The organism is Pseudomonas sp. PvP001, assembly GCF_040546375.1.
Taxonomy (GTDB): Bacteria; Pseudomonadota; Gammaproteobacteria; order Pseudomonadales; family Pseudomonadaceae; genus Aquipseudomonas; species Aquipseudomonas coleopterorum.
Window position 1 is genome coordinate 3,436,401 of sequence record NZ_JBEPNQ010000001.1, and the last position, 21,972, is coordinate 3,458,372.

The following is a 21,972-nucleotide window of genomic DNA, read 5'->3' on the forward strand; positions in this document are numbered from 1 at the left end:
GGACAATGCGCCTCTGACCCAGGAGGGCATCGCCATGAATCTTTCGCTGTATCTGCTTACCGTCTTGATCTGGGGAACGACCTGGATTGCGCTCAAGCTGCAACTGGGCGTGGTCGAGATTCCCGTGTCCATCGTCTATCGCTTCGGCCTGGCCGCGCTGGTGCTGTTCGCGATCCTGCTGGCCACGCGGCGGCTGCAAGTGATGAACCGCCGTGGCCATCTCATCTGCGTGGCGCAGGGGCTGTGCCTGTTCTGCGTGAACTTCATGTGTTTTCTCACCGCCAGCCAATGGATCCCCACTGGGCTGCTGGCGGTGGTGTTTTCCACGGCCAGCTTGTGGAATGCGCTCAACGCACGGATCTTTTTCGGCCAGCGGATCACCGCTAACGTCATCGGTGCAGGGGCTTTGGGCTTTCTCGGTCTGGGTCTGTTGTTCTGGCCCGAGCTCTCGGCTCACGACGCCAGCCCGCAGACCTTGCTCGGCCTGGGGTTGGGGCTGCTGGGTACGCTGTGTTTCTCGGCGGGCAACATGCTCTCCAGCGTGCAGCAGAAGGCCGGGCTGCGGCCCTTGACCACCAACGCCTGGGGCATGCTGTATGGCGCTCTGCTGCTCTCACCGGCTATTGTCTGCTGCGAGGTACACCCTTCGGCATGGAGTGGAGCCTGCGCTACGTCGGCTCGCTGCTGTACCTGGTGATACCCGGTTCGGTGATCGGCTTCACGGCCTACCTGACGCTGGTAGGGCGCATGGGCGCCGACCGCGCCGCCTACTGCACGGTGCTGTTCCCCGTGGTGGCGTTGAATGTCTCGGCGTATGCGGAAGGCTATCAATGGACCGCGCAGGCGCTCGGCGGGCTGGTGCTGGTGATGCTGGGCAACGTGCTGGTGTTCCGCAAGGGCAGCAGACCTGCGACGCCTGCGCCGATGGCGACGCAGGGCGCTCAGGTTCACGGTACCCAGGTACGGGTACTGACTAGCCCTTGAAGGTCTGCGGATTGACCAGGTCCTGAGGGCGCTTGCCGAGCAAGGCGGCGGTCAGGTTGTCGATGGCGCGATACGCCATGGCGTCACGAGTCTGCGCCGTGGCCGAGCCGATGTGCGGCAGGGTCACGACGTTGCCCAGCTCGAACAAGGGCGATTCGGCCAGGGGTTCCTTCTCGTAGACATCCAGGCCGGCGCCGCGCAGGGTGCCGTCGCGCAGGGCTTGCACCAGTGCCGCTTCGTCGACCACCGGTCCGCGAGAGATGTTCACCAGAATGGCGCTCTTCTTCATCTGCGCCAGCTCGGCCGCGCCGATCATGTGCCGGGTCTTGTCGCTGAGTGGCACCACCAGGCAGACGAAATCGGCTTCGGCCAGCAGTTGCTCGAGGCTGCGAAACTGCGCGTTCAGCTCTTGTTCGAGGTCGGGCTTGCGGCTGTTGCCGCTGTACAGGACGGGCATGTCGAAGCCGAGGTGGCCGCGGCGCGCCACGGCAGCGCCGATATTGCCCAGGCCGACGATGCCCAGGGTCTTGCCGTATACATCGGTGCCGAACAGGTCGGCACCGACACTGACTTTCCAGTTGCCGGCCTTGGTCCAGGCATCCAGTTCGGCCACGCGTCGCGCGCTGCTCATGATCAGCGCGAAGGCTAGGTCGGCCGTGCTCTGGGTCAGCACGTCGGGCGTATTGGTGAGCATGATGCCGCGTTCGTTGAAGTAGCCGACGTCGTAGTTGTCGTAACCCACCGAAACGCTGGAGACCACTTCCAGCAGGGCGGCATCGGCCAGTTGCTTGCGGCCCAGCGGCCGACCGGCGCCGATCAGGCCATGGGCCTTGGGCAGGGCTTCGTTGAATTGGGCGGCGATGTCACCGGCCTTGGGGTTGGGCACGATGACGTCGAAATGGGCTTCGAGCCGCTCGACCATGGCGGGGGAAATGCGGCTGAACGCGAGGACGGTTTTTTTCATTGGGGTTGTGCTCGTCGGGAGGTGAATGTGAGCACGCTAACATTCCCGATCGAGCAGAAACAATCCCGCTTCAGTTGGCGATCTGCAGGTCGAAGGTCTGCAGGTCGGCGTCGTGGGCCGCGAGGATGTCGGGCAGCGAACCGCGCAGGTATTCCACCCAGGTCTTGATCTTCGCGTCCAGGTACTGCCTGGACGGGTAGATGGCGTACAGGTTCAGCTCCTGCAGGCGGTACTCGGGCAGCATGCGTACCAGGGTGCCGTTGCGCAGGCCGTCGATGGCCGCGTAGATGGGCAATACGCCCACGCCCATGCCACTGCTGATGGCGGTCTTCATGGCGTCGGCCGAATTGACCTGGAACGGCGCGTTGCTGATGTTGACCATCTCCTGGCCATCGGGACCCTGGAACAGCCATTTTTCCAGCTGCACCACCGGGCTCACCAGGCGCAGGCAGGCATGTTCGCGCAGATCGCCGGGCGTGCGCGCCGAGCCGTTCGCCTTCACGTATTCGGGAGAGGCGCAGACGATGCTGTAGGTGATGCCCAGGCGTTGCGACACGAACCCGGAGTCCGGCAGCTCACTGGCCAGGACGATGGACACGTCATAGCCTTCGTCGAGCAGGTCAGGCACGCGGTTGGCCAGGGTCAGGTCGAAGGTCACGTCCGGATGAGTGCGCCGGTAGCGCGCGATGGCGTCGATCACGAAGTGCTGGCCGATGCCGGTCATGGTGTGCACTTTCAACTGCCCCGAAGGCCGTGCATGGGCGTCGCTGGCTTCGGCTTCGGCTTCGGCGACATAGGTCAGGATCTGCTCGCAGCGCACCAGGTAGCGTTTGCCGGCTTCGGTCAGGGCGATGCGTCGGGTCGTGCGGTTGAGCAGGCGGGTTTGCAGGTGTGCTTCGAGGTTGGACACTGCGCGCGATACGTTGGCGGTGGTAGTGTCCAGTTGTGCGGCGGCGGCGGTGAAACTGCCCGCTTCGGCCACGCAGGTGAACGCACGCATGTTTTGCAAGGTGTCCATGATTCGTTCTCTGGTTCGACGGACAAATTGTCGCATGAAACCACAATTATACAGAAGGATTATCACCGGTTCGGTAATAAAGAATCGCAGGAAATCCAGCTTATCGGCGCCCCGAAGCGGCCCTAGAATGCCGGTCCAGACCCCTCCGCAGTTCGACCTCTCCCGGAAATCGCCGCAGTGCCCCGCCGCCTCATCGAAGAGCTGAAAATCCTCAGTGTCTGGACCTTTACCCTGGCCTTGACCGGCTGCATCGGCACCGCCGGTATCGCCCCTCGCAGCGAAACGCTATCGGCCGATGCGCTGGTCACCGATGCCGCCATTCAAACCGCCGCCCATGACGCGCAATGGCCGCAGAGCCAATGGTGGCGCGCCTATGGCGACCGGCAACTCGATGATTGGGTCAACCTGGCCTTGCTGGGCAGTCCGAGCATGGCCATCGCCGCCGCACGGGTGCGCCAGGCCAAGGCGCTGGCGGGTGTGGCGGAGTCCGCCGAGTCGCTGCACATCGACGCCAGCGCCGCGCTGAAACGCCACAACTGGCCGGCTGATCCTTTCTACGGGCCGGGCGACCTGTCCGGGCAGACCACCTGGGACAACACTGCCGGCCTGGGCTTCACCTATGCCCTGGATCTGTGGGGGCGCGAACGTAGCGCCAGCGAGCAGGCCCTCGACCTGGCCCACATGAGCGCCGCCCAGGCGCGCCAGGCCCAGTTGGAGTTGGTCAACAACGTGGTGCAGGTGTACATCCAGCTGTCGTTGCACTACGCCCAACGCGACATCGTGCAGCGCACGCTGGCGCAGCAGGAGCAGATCCTGGAACTGGCGCAACGGCGCCTGCACGGTGGCCTCGGGACGCACCTGGAAGTCAGCCAGGCCGAGGCCCTGTTGCCCGAGACGCATCGGCAGGTCGATGCCCTGGACGAAGAGATTGCCCTGGCGCAAAACCAGCTGGCGGCCCTGGCTGGCAAAGGGCCGGGGCAGGCTAGCCAACTCCAGCGCCCGAGCCTGTCCCTGCAGGCCCCGCTCGGCCTGCCGTCCACGCTGCCGGCGCAATTGCTGGGCCAGCGGCCGGACGTGGTCGCCAGTCGCTGGGCGGTGGCCGCGAACGCTCGGGGTATCGAAGTCGCTCATGCCGGCTTCTATCCCAACGTGGACCTGGTCGGCAGCCTGAGCTACCTGGCCACCGGCGGCGGCATGCTCGAATTTCTGGCCGGACGCAAGCTGGCCTACAACGTCGGGCCCGCCCTGAGCCTGCCTATCTTCGATGGCGGCCGGTTGCGCGCGCAGCTGAGCGACGCCTCGGCCGGCTACGATCTGGCCGTGGCGCGCTACAACCAGACTCTGTTGGAAGCGCTCAGGCAAATCTCCGATGAACTGATCCGTCGTGCCTCGATGGACAAGCAGCAGGCCTTCGCCGACGAATCGGTGGCCGCAGCGCAGCACAGCTACGACATTGCCCTGATCGCTTACCAGCGGGGCCTGACCGGCTATCTTGAGGTGCTCAACGCCCAGACCCTGCTGTTGCGCCAGCAACAGGTCGAGCAACAGGTGCAGGCCGCGCGACTGGCGGTCCATGCACAATTGGTCACGGCATTGGGCGGCGGTCTGGGCGCAGGTGCCGACGCCCCTGATGCCGAACGTCTGCACCCACCCAAACCACTGGCGGTGATCGATCGATGATCACCTGGCTGGGCCGCCTGCAATGGCGCCGAGGTTTCTTCGAGTGGGCACGCAGTGATGGCGTCACCTGGATCTACATCTTCAAGGTGTTGCTGGCCGCGTTCACCACACTGTGGCTGGCCATGCGCCTGGAGCTGCCGCAACCGCGCACGGCGATGATCACCGTGTTCATCGTCATGCAGCTGCAAAGCGGGCATGTCTTCGCGAAAAGTTTCTACCGTCTGCTGGGTACCCTGGCGGGCTCGGCGGTCACGGTGGTATTGATCGCGCTGTTCGCCCAGAACACCGAGCTGTTCCTGCCCAGCCTGGCACTGTGGGTCGGCCTGTGCTCGACCGGCGCCATGCGCTGCCGCAACTTCCGCGCCTACGGCTTCGTCCTGGCTGGGTACACGGCGGCGATGGTCGGTCTGCCGGCGCTGGCCCACCCGGACGATGCCTTCATGGCAGCAGTCTGGCGGGTGCTGGAGATTGCCCTGGGCATTCTGGTTTCCACAGCAGTCAGCGCGGCGATTTTTCCACAGTCCGCCAGCGCGTCGATGCGCAATGCCTTGTATCAACGCTTTGCCGTCTTCGCCCGATTCGTCACCGACGGCCTGCGCGGGCACAGCGCCCGCGAGCAGTTCGAAGCCGGCAACGTGCGCTTCATCGCCGAGGCCGTGGGCCTGGAGAGCCTGCGCAGCGTGACCGCCTTCGAAGACCCGCACATGCGTCGGCGCAACGGTCGGGTCAGCCGTCTGAACAGTGAGTTCATGGCCGTGACCACCCGTTTCAATGCACTGCACCAGTTGCTCGAACGTATCCGCGCGCGTGGCCATGGTGACGTCGTGACCGCCATCGAGCCAGCATTGCAGGCACTGGCGCAGGTACTGGACGATTTTTCCGGGCAGGCCCTGACCGACGCCGATGCCGCGCGCCTGGCTCAGCGCATGGCCTTGTACAAGGACGCGCTGCCGGCCCAGGTGCGCAGCCTGCGCGAGGTGTTCGAACACAACGGCCCCGACGATGAAGACCTGCTGGATTTCCATACCGCGTTCGAGTTGCTCTATCGCTTTGTCGAAGAGCTGCACAGCTATGCCCAGACTCACGCCTCGCTGGTCGAACATCGGCATGCTCGCGAGCGCTGGGACGAGCCGTATCGTTCACAGACCAACTGGCTGGCCAGTGCCGCCGCCGGCATTCGCGGTGCGGTGGTGTTGCTGCTGCTGGGCAGCTATTGGATCGCCACGGCCTGGCCCAGCGGGGCGACCATGACCTTGGTCGCCGCCGCCACCGTCGGCTTGTCGGCCGCCTCGCCGAACCCTCGGCGGATGTCGTTTCAGATGGCTTGCGGCACCTTGCTCGGGGCGCTGGTCGGCTTCTACACGACATTCTTCGTATTGCCCTGGATCGACGGTTTCGCGCTGCTGTGCCTGACGCTTGCGCCGGTGCTGACGCTGGGCGCCTTTCTTGCCTCGCGGCCGCGCTTCGTCGGTTACGGGCTGGGCCTGCTGATCTTCTTCTCCATGGGCTCGGTGCCCGGCAACCTGACCCAATACGATCCGTATGCGTTCATCAACGACTACATCGGCATGGTTGTGGGCATGCTGTTCTGCGCCGCCGCCGGGGCGATCATCCTGCCGCCCAACAGTCGCTGGATGTGGCAGCGCCTGGAGCAGGACCTGCGTTCCCTGGTGGTGTTCGCCATCAGCGGCAAGCTGCGCGGCCTGGGTTCGGCCTTCGAGAGCCGCAGCCGCGACCTGCTGCACCAGGCGTACGGTTTGGCAGCCGGACAGCCACAGGTGCAGCGCAACCTGCTGCGCTGGATGTTCGTGGTCATGGAGGTGGGGCACGCGATCATCGAACTGCGCCGCGAGCAGGAGCGCTTGCCGGTGCATCCGGCCTACGCCCCCTGGCAGCCCTGGCGTCAGTCGATCCGGGTCATGGGGCGCGCGCTGATGCGCCTGTTCATCCAGCCCCAGGAGGGCAATCTGCAGCGTGCCATGGCGGCGGTCGAACAGGCCATTCACCTGGTCCGGAACACCGATGAACCCTTCGCCCGACATTTCGACACCTCGGCACTGCGCCGAGTCCAGAGCTACCTGCACTTCATCCGCAGTTCGTTGCTGGACCCGCAATCGCCACTCGCCGAACTGGCCGCTCCAGGAGCCGACCATGCCCCGTGAAATCGCTTTCCATGGCCTGTACATGCCGACCATGACCCTGTTGTTCGTGGTCGCCGCCGGTATCGCCTGGGCCTTCGATCGGCTGTTCGCCAGCCTGGATCTGTACCGTTTCTTCTGGCACCCGGCGCTGCTGCGCCTGAGCCTGTTCGTCTGTCTGTTCGGCGCCATGGCGCTGACTGTCTACCGTTGAGAACCGCGCAATGAAAAAGTTTTTCAGTCTGTTGGCCACCCTGTTGGTGCTGGGGCTGGCGATCTTCATCGGTCGTCAATTATGGGTGCACTACATGCAGACGCCCTGGACCCGCGACGGGCGCGTGCGTGCGGACATCATCAACGTCGCCGCCGATGTTTCGGGCTACGTGACGGCGGTGCCGGTGCGCGACAACCAGCGCGTGCGCAAGGGCGACGTGCTGCTGCAGATCGATCCGGCCCACTACCGTCTGGCCGTCAAGCAGGCCCAGGCGCTGGTGGCGTCGCGCAAGGCTGCCTGGGAAATGCGCAAGGTCAACGCCAGTCGCCGTGCCGACCTGGATGAACTGGTGATCTCCAAGGAAAGCCGTGAAGACGCCAGCAACGTCGCGGCCTCGGCCCTGGCCGACTATCAACAGGCCGAGGCGCGCCTGGAGGCGGCGCAGCTGAACCTGGATCGCACCCGCGTGCTTGCCACCGTTGATGGCTACGTCACCAACCTCAACGTCCATGTCGGCGACTATGCGCGAGTGGGCGAAGCGAAGCTCGCCGTGGTCGACGAGCATTCGTTCTGGGTCTACGGCTTCTTCGAGGAAACCAAGCTGCCCCACGTGCACGTGGGGGATCCAGCGCAGTTGCAGATGATGAGCGGTGAAACCCTCACCGGCCACGTGGAAAGCATCTCGCGCGGCATCTATGACCGCGACAACCCGCAGAGCCGCGAGCTGATCGCCGACGTCAACCCGACCTTCAACTGGGTGCGTCTGGCTCAGCGAGTGCCGGTGCGCATCCAACTGGACCCGGTGCCCGACGGCATGCTGCTGGCAGCGGGCACGACGTGCACGGTGATCGTCACGCCGACGTTGCCCTGACCGGCGCTTGCGCTGCTGTCAGAGGGGACGATCCAGCCCGAACTTTCTACGCAAGGCTTTCTCCAGCAACCCCTTGGGCATCCACATCGCCAGTAACGGTAGCGCGCGGCTGCCGTTGCCCAGCCGTACCAGGCGAGCCGGCTTGGGGCGCTGCACGGCCTTGAGCAGCGCCGTGGCGAATTCAGCGACCGGGGTAGGGCGATCCTGGGAAGCGCGGGCCCGGGCGCGCACGTATTCGCGAACCGGCCACCAGGGCGAATGCTCACCGATGACCTGCTCCGCTTCGGCACTGGCATGGCGGGCGAACTGCGTACCGATCGCCCCAGGTTGCACCTCCATGACACGGATGCCGAAGGGCGCAAGCTCCATGCGCAAAGCATCGCTGATGGCGTGGATCGCTGCCTTGGACGCGCAGTAGGCGCCTGCGAACGGAGTCGCCAGCACACCGGAGACGCTGCCGATGTTGACCACCAGGCCGTGTCGCCGACGCAGCGCCGGGAACAGCGCGCGGGTGATGCCCACCACCGCAAACACGTTGGTCTGGAACTGCCGTTGCAGGGCCTCGGTGCCGCCATCGAGCAGCGGCCCCATGGTGCCGTAGCCTGCGTTGTTGATGAGGATATCCAACTCCGGCACGTCGTCGGCCAGACGCAACAGCGCAGACGGATCGTTCACGTCCAACGGGCGGGCATCGAAGCCGGCCGCGGCCAGGCGGGCAACGTCGTGCTCCTTGCGCGCGGTGGCTATCACGTCGAAACCGGCATCTTTGAAGGCTCCGGCGAGGGCCAGGCCAATACCCGACGAGCAGCCGGTGATCAGTACGCGCGTCATGCGTCGCTCCTTGCGTTATCGAGAAAAGCTGCCTTGCAGCCGTTCGGCACGAAACTCTAGAGTCTGTGGGCGGTAGCCGGGACGCAGCGGTGGCAGCGGCAGGCAGTCTTGCCAGTCGGCGCCGGCCTGCAGCTCACCAGGGCCGCGGTAGCGGGGAGCGGTGTAGAGGTTTTCTGCCAGGTTGGCGGTCTGGCCCGGCGCGTAGGCCGCGATCTGCCATTGCAGCTCGACCATGGGGACGTTGTTGCCATTGTTCAGGTTCAGGCGCAACGGACGGTCGGCGGGGCAGCCTTGCGGATCGAAGGTGATGCGCATTTCCAGCCGGGCCAGGCGATGGGCTTCGCGCGTGTCGCTCATGATGACCCACAGCGCGAGCAATGCCAGGGCGAACACGGCGGCGCCGGAAATCGGCAGCGCCTTGGAGGGATAGCGGATCAGCAGGATGACCCAGGAAATGATCAGGAAGATGCCGATTAACATGACTGCCAGCCTTGGTGAAGAAGTGGGGCGTATCGTACAGAACGTTCGCGTGTCTGTGAAAACCACGCCCGCACAGGCTCAGTCGTCGGGCTGATCGCGCAGGAACACCAGGTGGTCGGGCCGCGACTCGTCGGCACTGTAGCGATAGCCCTGACGGTCGAACCCCTTGAGCTGCGCCGGGTCATGGATATTTTCGTCGATCACGAACCGGGCCATCATGCCGCGGGCTTTCTTGGCGTAGAAACTGATGATCTTGTATTGGCCATTCTTCAGGTCCTTGAAGTCGGCGGTGATCAGGCGCGCCTGCAACGCCTTGCGTTTGACGGCAGAGAAGTACTCGTTCGACGCCAGGTTGAACAGCACGTCGTCGCACTGGTCGGCCAGCGCCTGATTGAGCCATTCGCTGATACGCTCGCCCCAGAACGCGTACAGGTCCTTGCCGCGGGCATTGGCCAGCTTGGTGCCCATTTCCAGCCGATACGGCTGCATCAGGTCCAGGGGGCGCAGCAGGCCGTAGAGTCCCGACAGCATGCGTAGGTGTTTCTGCGCGTAGTCGAAACCGGCTTTATCCAGCGTCGTTGCATCCAGGCCGGTGTAGACGTCGCCCTTGAAGGCGAGCAGGGCCTGCTTGGCATTGTCGGGCGTGAAGTCGGGGGTCCAGCTGCCGAAGCGTGCAGCGTTGAGTCCGGCCAGCTTGTCGGAAAGGTGCATGAGCTCGGCAATCTGCGCCGGGCTGAGTTCGCGCAGCTGTTCGATGAGCACCTGGGAGTGGTCGAGAAACTCAGGCTGGGTGTAGCGCTGGATGACCGGGGGGGTATCGAAATCCAGGGTCTTGGCGGGGGATATCACCATCAGCATGCAAAGGTTCTCCTGTGGGCGTCGGTAAATTCTGGAGCAGTGCCGGCACCTCGTCCACCCTTAAGCGTGGGGGCATCCAGATGGACCGCAGCGACCCCGGACGCGGCTCGCGCCGCTGCTACAGGGGATCGCGTGTGCCGTTCGTACGGCTCTTCTCTGTAGCAGCGGCGCAAGCCGCGTCCGGCCACACCGCGAACCCTCTGGCACACCCCCCAACCCCCCACCGTATTGACGCCATCAATCCCGCTCCCCCACAGTGCCCGGAAAAAAGGAAACCCGCGCATGGACTACGCACTCATCGACTGGAGCATCATGCTCCTGGCCATCGCTGCCGCCTACATCGTCTTCGGCATCGCCGGCTTCGGCACGGCCATGGCGGCAGGCCTGTGGATCGGGCGTCGACTGACCCTGCGCATGTCCCGCGAGGCTTTCGTGCGGCTGGTGACCTGGCTGGTGCTGGCCAGCGGCCTGGCGCTGCTGTACCGCTATTTCAACCCTTGACCTGCGCCCGCAGGGGGCTATCCTGCCGGTTTTGCGCACCGTCGGGCCCTTGCATGAACACTCAGAACATTCTCGTTCCGCGCCTCTCCACCTTGCCGGTGCACGAGCCCCGTGCGCGGGCGATCCTGCGCTGGCTGGTACGCAAGGAGATCGTCGAGGAACAACTGAGCACCTGCGGTCGCAACGGCAATCGCATGGCCTACGCCATCGGACCGGGTGCGAGAAACGTCGTCGAACAGCCGGACCTGCTCCCCTATGGACAACCCGTCAATGGCCTGGAAGTAATCACCGACCGCTGCATCTTCACCCCCATCGATGGCTTCCTGCACGAGGCCGGCTGCCCGGAATGCCGCCGGGAAGTCGGCGAGGCCCTGTTCGATAGCCTCGAAGAATGGATGCCCGGCCTCACCGACAACTTCACCTGCCCCCTGTGTGGCCATGAGGACGACATCAACGGCTTCCTGTTCCTGCAACCCTGCGCGTTCTCCAACCTGGGGTTCATCTTCAACAACTGGGGGCAGACGTCCTTCAAGCCAGCGTTCATCGCCGAATTCGCCGACTGGCTCGACCAGCCGATCGCGCAGGTGCTGGTGAAGTTCCAGGACAATTGATCGCCAGGCCATCTTTGCCTTTCTTGTGGGGGCATGTGTGGGTATAATGGCGCGCTTCCATTTTCCCGCTCGGGAGCCCCCGCATGCTGCGTATCAGCCAAGAAGCCCTGACCTTCGACGACATTCTCCTAGTGCCCGGTTATTCCGAAGTACTGCCCAATGAAGTCAGCCTCAAGACCCGTTTGACCCGCGGCATCGAGTTGAACATCCCGCTGATTTCCGCGGCGATGGACACCGTGACCGAAGCCCGCCTCGCCATTGCCATGGCTCAGGAAGGCGGCATCGGGATCATCCACAAGAACATGACCATCGAGCAGCAGGCTGCCGAAGTGCGCAAGGTCAAGAAGTTCGAGGCCGGCGTGGTCAAGGACCCGATCACCATCGAGGCTGATGCCACCGTTCGCGATCTGTTCGAACTGACCTCCCTGCACAACATTTCCGGCGTCCCGGTGCTGCATGACGGCAACCTGGTCGGCATCGTCACCTCGCGTGACGTGCGCTTCGAAAACCGCCTGGAAATCCCTGTCCGCGAAGTGATGACGCCCAAAGAGCGTCTGGTCACCGTCCGCGAAGGGGCCGACAAGGAGCTGGTCCGCGACCTGCTGCACAAGCACCGCATCGAGAAAGTGCTGATCGTCGACGGCGAGTTCCACCTCAAGGGCATGATGACCGTCAAGGACATCGAGAAAGCCAAGGCCTACCCGCTGGCGAGCAAGGATGACCAAGGTCGTCTGCGCGTCGGCGCGGCCGTCGGTACCGGCAAGGACACCGGCGAGCGCGTCAGCGCCCTGGTTGCAGCCGGCGTCGACGTGGTCGTGGTCGACACCGCCCACGGTCACTCCAAAGGCGTGATCGACCGCGTACGCTGGGTCAAGCAGAACTTCCCCGACGTCCAGGTCATCGGTGGCAACATCGCCACCGGCGAGGCTGCCAAGGCCCTGGCCGAAGCGGGCGCCGATGCGGTCAAGGTCGGCATCGGCCCAGGCTCCATCTGCACCACCCGGATCGTCGCCGGTGTCGGCGTGCCGCAGATCAGCGCCATCGCCAACGTCGCCGCTGCCCTCGAAGGCACCGGCGTGCCGTTGATCGCCGACGGGGGCATCCGCTTCTCCGGGGACCTGTCAAAGGCCATCGTCGCCGGTGCCTACTGCGTGATGATGGGCTCGATGTTCGCCGGTACCGAAGAAGCGCCGGGCGAGATCGAACTGTTCCAGGGCCGTTCCTACAAGGCCTACCGCGGCATGGGCTCGCTGGGCGCCATGTCCCAGGCCCAGGGCTCCTCGGACCGTTACTTCCAGGACTCCTCGGCCGGTGCCGAGAAGCTCGTGCCCGAGGGCATCGAAGGCCGTGTCGCCTACAAGGGTGGCCTGTCGGCGATCATCCATCAGTTGATGGGTGGCCTGCGTTCTTCCATGGGTTACACCGGCAGCGCCGACATCCAGGAAATGCGTACCAAGCCCGAGTTCGTCCGCATCACCGGCGCCGGCATGGCTGAATCCCACGTCCACGACGTGCAGATCACCAAGGAAGCGCCCAACTACCGCGTGGGCTGACCCCGGTAGCCCGCCTGCCGCCTGGTACCGGGCGGCGGGCGGACATTCAATTTAGCGGGGCTGTTCACTACAGCCCCGTGTTGTTTCCGAATACATCTGACGAGAATGAGTCATGGCCCTCGACATTCACGCCCACCGTATCCTGATCCTCGATTTCGGTTCCCAGTACACCCAGCTGATCGCCCGCCGCGTGCGCGAAATCGGCGTGTACTGCGAGCTGCACCCGTTCGACATGGACGATGAAGCGATTCGCCAATTCGCCCCGCGCGGCGTCATCCTCGCCGGTGGCCCCGAGTCGGTCCACGAAGCCAACAGCCCGCGCTGCCCACAGGCGGTGTTCGACCTGGGCGTGCCGGTCTTCGGCATCTGCTACGGCATGCAGACCATGGCCGAGCAGCTGGGCGGCAAGGTGGCCGGCTCCGATATGCGTGAATTCGGCTACGCCCGCGTCGACGTGGTCGGCAAGAGCCGCATCCTCGAAGGCATCGAAGACCACATCGACGCCGATGGCGTGTTCGGCCTGGACGTGTGGATGAGCCACGGCGACAAGGTCACCGAGATCCCCCAGGGTTTCCACGTGCTGGCCAGCACCCCGAGCTGCCCGATCGCCGGCATGTTCGACGATGACCGCAACTACTACGGCGTGCAGTTCCACCCCGAGGTGACCCACACCAAGCAGGGCGAACGCATCCTGTCGCGCTTCATCATCGACATCTGCGGTTGCGAAGCCCTGTGGACCCCGTCGAAGATCGCCGAAGACGCCATCGCCCAGGTCCGTGCCCAGGTCGGTACCGACAACGTCCTGCTGGGCTTGTCCGGCGGTGTCGATTCCTCGGTGGTCGCGGCCCTGCTGCACAAGGCCATCGGTGATCAGCTAACCTGCGTCTTCGTCGACAACGGCCTGCTGCGCCTGCACGAAGGCGAGCAGGTCATGGCCATGTTCGCCGAGAACATGGGCGTCAAGGTCATCCGCGCCAACGCCGAAGCGCAGTTCCTCGACAACCTGGCCGGCGAAGCCGACCCGGAGAAGAAGCGCAAGATCATCGGTCGCACCTTCATCGACGTGTTCGACGCCGAATCCTGCAAGCTGGACAACATCAAGTACCTGGCCCAGGGCACCATCTACCCCGACGTGATCGAGTCGGCCGGTGCCAAGAGCGGCAAGGCCCACGTGATCAAGTCGCACCACAACGTCGGCGGCCTGCCCGAGGAAATGAACCTCAAGCTGGTCGAGCCACTGCGTGAGCTGTTCAAGGACGAAGTCCGCCGTCTGGGCCTGGAGCTGGGCCTGCCGTACGACATGGTCTACCGCCACCCATTCCCCGGCCCGGGCCTGGGCGTGCGCATCCTGGGTGAAGTGAAGAAGGAATACGCCGACCTGCTGCGTCGCGCCGACCACATCTTCATCGAAGAACTGCGCAAGGCCGACTGGTACCACAAGGTCAGCCAGGCATTCGTCGTCTTCCAGCCGGTCAAATCGGTCGGCGTCGTCGGCGACGGCCGCCGCTACGCCTGGGTCGTCGCCCTGCGCGCCGTGGAAACCATCGACTTCATGACCGCGCGTTGGGCCCACCTGCCTTACGAACTGCTGGAAACGGTGAGCGGCCGCATCATCAACGAGATCGAAGGCATCTCGCGGGTGACCTACGACGTGTCGAGCAAGCCGCCGGCTACGATTGAGTGGGAGTGATGGGGCGTCCGGCATTGTCCGGCACGATCTAGCAAGAAATGCCCTGGAGCCCGCTTAATTGCGGGCTTTTGGCTTTTTTGGTCTGGCATTTTCTCGGAACGCCCAAACGGTTCTTTTGCGCTGCAGTCGTCGCTACAAGTGGGATAACCAGCGGAACGAAATGCCACCACCTGTCCCATTGCTTTTAGATTGCTAAAGTCCAACCAATCGCAGCACAGGGAAATACGAGATATGCCATCCATTACCGTTCGAAACGTCTCTGATGAGGTCTTTCGCGCCATCCGTATACGCGCCGCTCAACATGGCCGCAGCATCGAAGCCGAGATGCGCGAAATTCTCGAGTCTGCCGTGAAGCCGGAAGGTCGGGTCAAGCTGGGTTCGCTGTTGGCCCAGACCGGCCGCAAGGTCAAGTTGACGGATGAAGAGCATGCTGCCTTTAAAAGCGCACGCGATGAAGCCCCCGCTCGCGCAGTGAGCTTGGAATGATCCGTCTGGACACCAATTTGATTTCGGAGCCTCTACGCTAATAGCTTTTGATCCGCGTCATTCAATGGATCGATGAGCAGGCATTGGAAACCCTTACTTCTCCGCCATGACCGTGGCTGAGCTCCGTGCAGGTATAGCGCTGATGCCGGTTGGGCGACGTCGCCACTCGCGATATTCACCCGTTCCTGGCTGCTGGCCTGACGGTTATCGATCCTTGGGCGCTGTAAAGAGAGCTTGCTCGTATGCCATGAAATGATCGAAAACCTGGGAGATCGCGGCCTATTGCCGATCAACTCACCTCAACACATACCCCCCAATCAACCGCGAAACCTCCACCATCGACGTCTTCCCCGAGAACTCGAACCGCACCTTCCCCAGCGCCGAGAAATACACTTCCAACTCCGAGTCCAGATCGAACGTGCCCGAGGTTTCGATCGAGTACGCGACGATATTCTTGTAGGGCAGGGAGGTGAAATCCTTCTTGCTGCCGGTCAGACCCTGCACGTTCAAGGCAATGATGCGCTTGTTGGTGAACACCACGCCGTCACGCATCGACTTGTAGGCGTCGACCACGTGCTCGTCGTCCAGCAGCAGCGCGGTGACGCGTTCGCCGTATTCGGTGTTTTGCTTGAGTTTGAAGAAACCTTTGTTGTTGAAGTCGATCATCGCCTGGAATCCTGCAAGGAGAAGGTTCGCCGCAGTTTACCCTGATGACGGTGCTGGCGAAGGTGGTGTCTGACCAACCCGAGTCGTGAGGCCAAATATGTAGGCCAGGCGGGTCTGGGGCAGTGACCATACTCGCAGCCCTTTCAGAAACCGACCTCTTTGACATGACCGATGCACGTTCCGATACGCACCTGAGCGACGTTCTCGCCGGGCTCGCGCGGCAACTCACCCAGCAGGTGCCCAACCTCCACCAAATGGCCGTAGACGCGGCGACTCGGCTGCTCAGTTCCATGGGCATCGCCACCCATCCCGACGCGTTTTACTGGCATCGCTTCGACAACGCCCAATCCAGCCACCGTTCGTTCAGTGGTTACGCGCACATGGGGCCGCCCAGCGAATCGATGACGTTTACGCAACTGGTGATGCAGCGGTTTCGCGCGAGCGATCAGGACAATGCCGACTTGCTGCATGTCATGGGTGGGTTCTACACGGGCGATGCGAAGACGCTGTGGTTCGATGAGCGCAACGAGGTGCGGTTGGAGCCGGACAAGGTGTTGAGCGCGTTATGGCACATCGATTTTGCAACCTCGTATCACCAGGCGCTGGCGACGTTCTGGACCGATAATGAGCAACGGGTGCAAACGCTGATTCGGATCAACTGCCTGCGTGCGGCGGTGGATGCCTGCCAGGCCGGTCACTTGACGCGCCAGCAGGTGCAATGGGTGTTCGATGGCATGGGCTGCGCGGATGCCATGGCGCCGACGCTGGATGGCTTGGATGGTCAACGTCCAGCGATCAACGGCGTCACCGTCAGTGCGCTGCAGATCGGCAGTTATGCGTTCGCCAGCGTGCTGTGCTTCAACCGGCAGACAGGTGAGCGATTGCTGTATCTGGCAGGACGAGACACCGCGTTCCAGGTGTTCGCCGACCAGAAAGCCATGCAGGCATGGTTGTACCAGCAGGTGAAGGCCGAGCCCAGCCGCGAACGTCTGCTCGATCACGCCAGGCTGATCGAGGCTGCAGCCGCATTGGCACGGGCCCGAAGCTTCGCGCTGCTGGCAAAGAAGCCGGCGGCGCTGTTCGCTGCAAAGGTGACGTGGCAGCCCATCGCGGTCGACGCGGCGTACTGGCTGCAAGTACAAACCCGCGAACAGATGCTGGCCGAGGCCAACCTGCAGCTGCACAGCAACAGCGAGCTGCGCAAGCAGTTGTGGATCGGTTATCTGGGCGCCGGCGCGCACCTGTTCGGTGCGGCGGCGACGGTCAGTTGGCCGATCGCCTTGATCGTGGTGGTGGCCAGCGCCGGACGGTTTGCGCTGAACGTGGAGCGTGCGGTGAACGCGGCAGAAGCGGGAGACCGGCGCGCTGCACTGTATGCGTCGATCGTCAGCGGCATCGAGCTGTTGTTGAACACGACTTTATTGATTCCTCAGCAGGTACCCGAAGTCGGCGACTTGCGGCCGCTGCAAGCGCCCGCACACATGTACGAGCAGATCCCGCTGCTGCCTGACAGCCAAGGATTAATGGACGTTGCCGGCCAGCCGACGATCCGTTTGCGTGGCAACCTGTATCGCGGACGCTACGATACGAATCTGCGCTGCTGGCTGATTGTCGATCCGCAACGACCCTTTTCCTTTACGGGCAACTACCCGGTGCGTTTCAACGAGCAGTTGGAGTGGGAACTGGTGCCGCCCGGTTGCTTGCGCGGTGGCGGGGGCTGCCTGAGCGTGTCGGGGGAAATGGAGCTGGAGCCGCCACCGGTAAGCTACGTCCAGTTCGAGCGCTCGCCCAGTCGTTACGAAGTACCACTGGTGGCCCGTGCCGCAATGCGTGAGCTGTTGAGCGAGCAGTTTCGAAAGATGCTGTCGGGTGACTATTTCGACCCCTATGCGCCGCTCAACCCGGTGCTCGACAGTCTCAACCAACTGCGTACCGAGTTGATCGAAGATGCCAACGCGTTCATCGCCCATTGGCGCTCGACCAACAGATCGCCATTGCATGTGCCCGACCCTTCACTGCCGCCATACATCGCTGTGCGCCGTCTGCTGGATGAGTCCCGGGGGCTGGTCATCGGTGAGTCCCATCAAGCCATCGCCAGTAAACGCTTTTTGATCGAGAACATGCCGGCGCTTGCCAGGGACGGGGTGGAAACCCTGTACATGGAGCACCTGATGACCGATCTGCATCAGGCCGAGCTCGATCAGGTTGCCAGCGACGGGCGTCTTCCCAGCCAACTGCAGGACTACCTGCGCGACCTGGATCTGGGCCATCGGACCGACCCTGGGCAACAATACACCTTCACCACGCTGGTGCAGGCCGCACGTCGCGAAGGTATTCAGGTGCGTGCGCTGGACTGTGCGGCCAGCTATCGACTCGATGGCATGGAGGACCTCTACAATGTGGATGGCACCCTGCGTCACAGGGTGTTCAGCTACCATGCCAGCCGCGTGATCGCAGCGCGCAGTGTGTTGCCCGGCGGTGGCAAGTGGATCGCTCTGGTTGGCGATACCCACGCTTCCACCTACAAGGGCATTCCAGGTCTGGCCCAACTGCACGACGTGACGTCGCTGCGCATCGTCGATGCCGGAGCCGGGCAGCAGACCAACATCACGCTGGACCCTGGCGAGTATTACCTGCCCTCCATGGGGCATCCCGACGGTGTGGTCAAGGCGGACTGGCGCCTGGCCTTGAAGGTACGCGAGGCGCCGTTCACCTACCTGGATCCGTCACTGGCACCACCAGGCGTGATCAGGTAATGACGCCCACGATCGCGGACGCAGGCCAGTTCAACTCTTAATCTTTCTCAATTGCAGGTGTATCGTGTCGGCCTTTCGCGTTCATTGAGCAGGTGCCGCCCCCATGTCTTTCACTCGTCGACGATTTCTCGGTGGTCTGGCAGGCGTGGTGGCGGTCGGTGTGGGTGCCGGCGGCGCTGCCCGGTACTGGCTGGGAACGCCGGTCGACCAGGCCGGTGTCGACTATCAACTGATCGCCGCGCCGCTCGACGTCGAATTGGTGGCGGGCCACCAGACCCCCGCCTGGGCCTTCGGCGGTTCGGCACCCGGCCAGGAGCTGCGCGTGCGCCAGGGCGAATGGTTGCGGGTGCGCTTCATCAACCAACTGCCGTTAGAGACCACCATTCACTGGCACGGCATCCGCCTGCCGCTGGACATGGACGGCGTGCCCTATGTGTCGCAGTTGCCAGTCAAGCCCGGCGAATACTTCGATTACCGCTTTCGGGTGCCCGACGCCGGCAGTTACTGGTATCACCCCCATGTCGCCAGCAGCGAGGAACTGGGCCGGGGCCTGGTCGGCCCGTTGATCGTCGAGGAGCGCGAGCCGACCGGCTTCGCTCATGAAGCAGTGCTCAACCTGAAAAACTGGCACGTGGACGAGGAGGGCGCGTTCCTGCCGTTCAGCATCCCGCGCGAGGCTGCGCGCAACGGCACTCTGGGGCGACTCTCGACGATCAACGGTGTGCATCGGGCGACCGTCGATCTACCGGCCGGGCAGATCGTCCGCGTGCGCATTCTGAACCTGGACAACACCGCCACCTACCGCCTGAATTTCCGTGGCGACGCCGAGATGCGTCTGTATGCGCTGGACGGCAACCCGATCGAGCCCCGTGCGTTCGGCAAGGATTACTGGATGGGCCCCGGCATGCGCGTCTGCCTTGCCGTGAAGATGCCGCCTGCCGGTGAAGAGATCGCTATCCGCGATGGCTCGGTGCGTCTGGGCACGCTGCGCTCGGTGCCGGCCGAGGCAGCGGCTACCGACTGGCCGCCGGCATTGCCCGCCAACCCGATTGCCGAGCCGGACCTGGCCAACGCCGAGAAGCTCAATTTCAACTTCGAATGGGTGGGCGAGGTGTCCGACACCACCGAAGGCAAGCCTCCCAGCCTGTGGCAGATCAACGGCATCGCCTGGGACATCACCGACAAGACCTGCGCCGATCGGCCCATCGCCAAGATGCAGTTGGGCAAGAGCTACGTGCTGGAGCTCAAGAACATGACCCAATATCAGCACCCCATTCACTTGCACGGCATGAGTTTCAAGGTGATCGCGTCCAATCGGCGCAAGATCATTCCGTACTTCACCGATACGTTCCTGCTGGGCAAGAACGAACGTGCCCAGGTGGCGTTGGTGGCGGATAATCCGGGTATCTGGATGTTCCATTGCCATGTGATCGACCACATGGAAACCGGACTCATGGCTGCAATAGAGGTTGCCTGAACAGTGAAGTACGCACAGATCATCGATCGCAGCCGCGATCAGTTCTTCATGGCCGAGGCCCTGGCCTTGGCAGCCCAAGGTGCGGCGCTGGGCGAGGTGCCGGTAGGCGCGGTGCTGGTGCAGCAGGGGGAAATCGTCGGGCGCGGATTCAATTGCCCCATCAGTGGCCACGACCCCAGCGCCCACGCCGAGATGGTTGCGATCCGCAATGCCGCGCAAGCGGTGCAGAACTATCGGCTGCCGGGCAGCACCCTGTACGTCACCCTGGAGCCTTGCAGCATGTGTGCGGGGCTTATCGTGCATTCGCGCATTGCGCGGGTGGTATTCGGTGCGCTCGAACCCAAGGCGGGCGTCGCGCAAAGCCAGGGACAGTTCTTCAGTCAGGGTTTTCTGAACCACCGGCTGGTGGTGGAGGGGGGCGTGTTGGCCGAAGAATGCGGGGCTATCTTGAGCGAGTTTTTCAGGGCGCGGCGGGCGAAGGGTTGAGATTCAGGGAGGGAGTGCTGCCAAGGGCTTTTTCGCGGGCAGAGCCCGCTCCCACAAGATCACCGCGTGCTTTTAGAGGGGTGGGGTCTGCTGTGCGGGCTTTGACTGGTCGACGCCGGGCACATGCAGGTTGCCATCGGCGACCTGGCTGCCTTCGAGCTGCGGCTGGGTCACCCAGGTGAGAATGTCGTAATAGCGGCGGATGTTGGCGACGAAGTGCACCGGTTCGCCACCGCGGGCGTAGCCGTAACGCGTCTTGCTGTACCACTTCTTCTGCGCCAGGCGCGGCAGCATCTTCTTCACGTCCAGCCACTTGTTCGGGTTCAGCCCTTCGCCTTCGGCCAGCTTGCGCGCGTCGTCCAGGTGGCCGCTGCCCACGTTGTAGGCGGCCAGGGCGAACCAGGTCCGGTCGGGCTCCTCGATGCTGGCATCGAGCTGGTCCTTGACGTAGGCGAAGTACTTGGAGCCGCCATTGATGCTCTGCTTGGGGTCCAGGCGGTTGCTGACCCCCATGGCCTGAGCCGTATTCTGGGTCAGCATCATCAGGCCGCGCACGCCGGTCTTGGAGGTCACGCCCGCCTGCCACATCGACTCCTGATAGCCGATGGCAGCCAGCAGCCGCCAGTCGACCTTTTCCTGCTTGGCCGAGGCCTGGAAGGTCTTCTCGAACTTGGGCAGGCGTTGTTGCAGGTGCTGGGCGAAGGTGTAGGCGCCGACGTAGCCCAGTACGTCGACATGCCCGTAATAACGATCCTTCAGCCGTTGCAGGGTGCCGTTGCCCTTGACCTTGTCGATGAAGCTGTTGACCTCGTCGAGCAGGCTGTTGTCGTCGCCTGCAGCCACGGCCCAGCGCTGGTCGCGGCCGTCACCCAGGTCGAAGGCGACCCGCACGTTGGGGAAATACACCTGGTTCATGGCGACTTCGTTGGAGTCGACCAGGGTCAGGTCGATCTGCCCTTCGTCGACCATGCGCAGCAGATCCACCACCTCCACCGCATCGGACTCCTCGTACTCGATCGCCGGGTACTGCAGCTTCAGCTTGGCCAGTTGCTCGGCGTGGCTGCTGCCCTTGAGCACCATGATCTTCTTGCCCACCAGCTCGGCGGCATCGGTGGGGCGGTTCTGGCCATTGCGATAGATGACCTGCGGTGTCACTTCCAGGTAGGGGTGGGAAAAGCGCGCCTGTTTTTCCCGCACTTCGCTGGTGACCAGGCCGGCAGCCGCCAGTACCGGCCCCTTGGGCTGGCTCAGGCCGGCGAAGATATCGTCGAGGTTGTCGGCGGTTTCGATCTTGAGTTCGACCCCCAGGTCATCGGCGAAACGCTTGACCAGCTCGTATTCGAAACCGGTTTCGCCGTTGCGATCCTGGAAATAGGTCGCCGGGCTGTTGCGGGTTATGACGCGCAGCACGCCGTCCTCCTTGACCCGCTCGAGCGTGCTGGGTTTATCAACACAGCCACTGAGCAGCAGGAGAAGTCCGGTTGCGAAGAGCCATTTGGCGCAGCGCGAGCGTAAGACGGTCTGGGTGAGCATGGGTGCAGTATACGCAAACGGCCGCTTGAGCCATATCTCGACAGTAAGTAGAGGAGTCTGCTAGAGCGGCGAGGCCTGCGCGACCACCCTTCGACCGCCCGTCCTGCGGGATCTGACGAACGAACGCGGTGTTTTCCATCCGTCGGGTGCCTAGCGCAACGGTTTAGGCTAGAAT

General features: G+C 63.5%; 18 protein-coding genes and 2 pseudogenes. 13 read left to right on the forward strand and 7 right to left on the reverse strand.

Annotated features, from left to right (window positions below; all coding sequences use genetic code 11):
• Positions 1–34: 34 nt before the first annotated feature.
• Positions 35–984: pseudogene (locus ABMD26_RS15770) on the forward strand (DMT family transporter).
• On the opposite strand, the gene ABMD26_RS15775 reads toward ABMD26_RS15770, so the two are convergent.
• Together ABMD26_RS15775 and ABMD26_RS15780 are read right to left on the reverse strand one after the other, a co-directional pair.
• On the reverse strand, positions 974–1,948 hold the full coding sequence (locus tag ABMD26_RS15775; RefSeq protein ID WP_354310607.1) for a 2-hydroxyacid dehydrogenase: 975 nt from the start codon (positions 1,946–1,948) through the stop codon (positions 974–976). The pseudogene ABMD26_RS15770 and the gene ABMD26_RS15775 sit on opposite strands and share 11 nt — an antisense overlap.
• Before the next feature lie 70 nt (positions 1,949–2,018).
• Positions 2,019–2,966 (reverse strand): LysR family transcriptional regulator, encoded by a 948-nt coding sequence (locus tag ABMD26_RS15780; protein WP_049861244.1) that lies wholly within the window; start codon positions 2,964–2,966, stop codon positions 2,019–2,021.
• A 177-nt stretch (positions 2,967–3,143) separates the two neighbouring features.
• Here ABMD26_RS15780 and ABMD26_RS15785 point away from each other — a divergent pair, with 177 nt between their 5' ends.
• From ABMD26_RS15785 to ABMD26_RS15800, 4 genes are read left to right on the forward strand one after another with little or no spacing between them, the layout of a single operon-like run.
• On the forward strand, positions 3,144–4,646 hold the full coding sequence (locus ABMD26_RS15785; RefSeq protein ID WP_354310610.1) for an efflux transporter outer membrane subunit: 1,503 nt from the start codon (positions 3,144–3,146) through the stop codon (positions 4,644–4,646).
• Positions 4,643–6,808, forward strand: coding sequence for an FUSC family protein (locus tag ABMD26_RS15790; RefSeq protein ID WP_134723645.1), 2,166 nt, complete (start codon positions 4,643–4,645; stop codon positions 6,806–6,808). The genes ABMD26_RS15785 and ABMD26_RS15790 overlap by 4 nt, the downstream gene beginning before the upstream one ends.
• Positions 6,798–6,998, forward strand: a complete 201-nt coding sequence (locus tag ABMD26_RS15795) for a DUF1656 domain-containing protein (RefSeq protein WP_049861247.1) — start codon at positions 6,798–6,800, stop codon at positions 6,996–6,998. The genes ABMD26_RS15790 and ABMD26_RS15795 overlap by 11 nt, the downstream gene beginning before the upstream one ends.
• Before the next feature lie 10 nt (positions 6,999–7,008).
• Complete coding sequence (locus ABMD26_RS15800) at positions 7,009–7,869, forward strand: efflux RND transporter periplasmic adaptor subunit (protein WP_122742507.1); 861 nt, start codon at positions 7,009–7,011, stop codon at positions 7,867–7,869.
• Positions 7,870–7,887: 18 nt separating this feature from the next.
• On the opposite strand, the gene ABMD26_RS15805 is transcribed toward ABMD26_RS15800, so the two are convergent.
• The 3 genes from ABMD26_RS15805 to yaaA all read right to left on the reverse strand — a co-directional run bounded on the left by ABMD26_RS15805 (position 7,888) and on the right by yaaA (position 10,038).
• Entirely contained in the window at positions 7,888–8,700 is an 813-nt protein-coding gene (locus ABMD26_RS15805; RefSeq protein ID WP_354310613.1) for an SDR family oxidoreductase, read from the reverse strand.
• A gap of 15 nt (positions 8,701–8,715) precedes the next feature.
• Positions 8,716–9,180 carry a hypothetical protein gene (locus tag ABMD26_RS15810; RefSeq protein WP_049861250.1) on the reverse strand — a complete coding sequence of 155 codons (465 nt, stop codon included), beginning with the start codon at positions 9,178–9,180 and terminating at the stop codon, positions 8,716–8,718.
• A 78-nt stretch (positions 9,181–9,258) separates the two neighbouring features.
• Entirely contained in the window at positions 9,259–10,038 is a 780-nt protein-coding gene (gene yaaA / locus ABMD26_RS15815) for a peroxide stress protein YaaA (RefSeq protein WP_354310616.1), read from the reverse strand.
• Between the two features lie 372 nt (positions 10,039–10,410).
• Between yaaA and ABMD26_RS15820 the strand changes: the two are divergent.
• The 5 genes and pseudogenes from ABMD26_RS15820 to ABMD26_RS15840 all read left to right on the forward strand — a co-directional run.
• Positions 10,411–10,539: pseudogene (locus ABMD26_RS15820) on the forward strand (sulfite exporter TauE/SafE family protein); the annotation flags it as partial.
• A 53-nt stretch (positions 10,540–10,592) separates the two neighbouring features.
• Positions 10,593–11,150, forward strand: a complete 558-nt coding sequence (locus tag ABMD26_RS15825; RefSeq protein ID WP_320523061.1) for a sugar ABC transporter ATPase — start codon at positions 10,593–10,595, stop codon at positions 11,148–11,150.
• A gap of 83 nt (positions 11,151–11,233) precedes the next feature.
• Entirely contained in the window at positions 11,234–12,703 is a 1,470-nt protein-coding gene (gene guaB, locus ABMD26_RS15830; RefSeq protein ID WP_049861254.1) for an IMP dehydrogenase, read from the forward strand.
• Between the two features lie 112 nt (positions 12,704–12,815).
• On the forward strand, positions 12,816–14,393 hold the full coding sequence (gene guaA / locus ABMD26_RS15835; protein WP_056844177.1) for a glutamine-hydrolyzing GMP synthase: 1,578 nt from the start codon (positions 12,816–12,818) through the stop codon (positions 14,391–14,393).
• 231 nt (positions 14,394–14,624) lie between these two features.
• Positions 14,625–14,879 carry a FitA-like ribbon-helix-helix domain-containing protein gene (locus tag ABMD26_RS15840; RefSeq protein WP_354310620.1) on the forward strand — a complete coding sequence of 85 codons (255 nt, stop codon included), beginning with the start codon at positions 14,625–14,627 and terminating at the stop codon, positions 14,877–14,879.
• Positions 14,880–15,173: 294 nt separating this feature from the next.
• On the opposite strand, the gene ABMD26_RS15845 is transcribed toward ABMD26_RS15840, so the two are convergent.
• A complete protein-coding gene (locus ABMD26_RS15845) occupies positions 15,174–15,545 on the reverse strand; it encodes a PH domain-containing protein (RefSeq protein ID WP_354310622.1) in 372 nt (123 codons plus the stop codon).
• 164 nt (positions 15,546–15,709) lie between these two features.
• On the opposite strand from ABMD26_RS15845, the gene ABMD26_RS15850 reads away from it, so the two are divergent.
• The 3 genes from ABMD26_RS15850 to tadA all read left to right on the forward strand — a co-directional run bounded on the left by ABMD26_RS15850 (position 15,710) and on the right by tadA (position 20,264).
• On the forward strand, positions 15,710–18,301 hold the full coding sequence (locus ABMD26_RS15850; protein ID WP_354310624.1) for a dermonecrotic toxin domain-containing protein: 2,592 nt from the start codon (positions 15,710–15,712) through the stop codon (positions 18,299–18,301).
• 103 nt (positions 18,302–18,404) lie between these two features.
• Positions 18,405–19,778: a multicopper oxidase family protein gene (locus ABMD26_RS15855; RefSeq protein ID WP_354310626.1), complete on the forward strand. Its 1,374-nt coding sequence runs from the start codon at positions 18,405–18,407 to the stop codon at positions 19,776–19,778.
• A gap of 3 nt (positions 19,779–19,781) precedes the next feature.
• Positions 19,782–20,264 carry a tRNA adenosine(34) deaminase TadA gene (gene tadA / locus ABMD26_RS15860; protein WP_275669813.1) on the forward strand — a complete coding sequence of 161 codons (483 nt, stop codon included), beginning with the start codon at positions 19,782–19,784 and terminating at the stop codon, positions 20,262–20,264.
• Positions 20,265–20,336: 72 nt separating this feature from the next.
• Here tadA and mltF read toward each other — a convergent pair whose 3' ends face one another.
• Entirely contained in the window at positions 20,337–21,797 is a 1,461-nt protein-coding gene (gene mltF / locus ABMD26_RS15865; RefSeq protein ID WP_354310629.1) for a membrane-bound lytic murein transglycosylase MltF, read from the reverse strand.
• Positions 21,798–21,972: the final 175 nt, after the last annotated feature.

Bases quoted from the DNA above. Each gene is read 5' to 3' on its own strand.
- ABMD26_RS15850 (WP_354310624.1), top strand. From the start codon at position 15,710: ATGACCGATGCACGTTCCGATACGCACCTGAGCGACGTTCTCGCCGGG.
- guaA (WP_056844177.1), top strand. From the start codon at position 12,816: ATGGCCCTCGACATTCACGCCCACCGTATCCTGATCCTCGATTTCGGT.
- ABMD26_RS15790 (WP_134723645.1), top strand. From the start codon at position 4,643: ATGATCACCTGGCTGGGCCGCCTGCAATGGCGCCGAGGTTTCTTCGAG.
- yaaA (WP_354310616.1), bottom strand. From the start codon at position 10,038: ATGCTGATGGTGATATCCCCCGCCAAGACCCTGGATTTCGATACCCCC.
- ABMD26_RS15775 (WP_354310607.1), bottom strand. From the start codon at position 1,948: ATGAAAAAAACCGTCCTCGCGTTCAGCCGCATTTCCCCCGCCATGGTC.
- ABMD26_RS15805 (WP_354310613.1), bottom strand. From the start codon at position 8,700: ATGACGCGCGTACTGATCACCGGCTGCTCGTCGGGTATTGGCCTGGCC.
- ABMD26_RS15795 (WP_049861247.1), top strand. From the start codon at position 6,798: ATGCCCCGTGAAATCGCTTTCCATGGCCTGTACATGCCGACCATGACC.
- ABMD26_RS15800 (WP_122742507.1), top strand. From the start codon at position 7,009: ATGAAAAAGTTTTTCAGTCTGTTGGCCACCCTGTTGGTGCTGGGGCTG.
- ABMD26_RS15845 (WP_354310622.1), bottom strand. From the start codon at position 15,545: ATGATCGACTTCAACAACAAAGGTTTCTTCAAACTCAAGCAAAACACC.
- ABMD26_RS15840 (WP_354310620.1), top strand. From the start codon at position 14,625: ATGCCATCCATTACCGTTCGAAACGTCTCTGATGAGGTCTTTCGCGCC.
- ABMD26_RS15855 (WP_354310626.1), top strand. From the start codon at position 18,405: ATGTCTTTCACTCGTCGACGATTTCTCGGTGGTCTGGCAGGCGTGGTG.
- ABMD26_RS15825 (WP_320523061.1), top strand. From the start codon at position 10,593: ATGAACACTCAGAACATTCTCGTTCCGCGCCTCTCCACCTTGCCGGTG.
- ABMD26_RS15810 (WP_049861250.1), bottom strand. From the start codon at position 9,180: ATGTTAATCGGCATCTTCCTGATCATTTCCTGGGTCATCCTGCTGATC.
- guaB (WP_049861254.1), top strand. From the start codon at position 11,234: ATGCTGCGTATCAGCCAAGAAGCCCTGACCTTCGACGACATTCTCCTA.
- ABMD26_RS15780 (WP_049861244.1), bottom strand. From the start codon at position 2,966: ATGGACACCTTGCAAAACATGCGTGCGTTCACCTGCGTGGCCGAAGCG.
- mltF (WP_354310629.1), bottom strand. From the start codon at position 21,797: ATGCTCACCCAGACCGTCTTACGCTCGCGCTGCGCCAAATGGCTCTTC.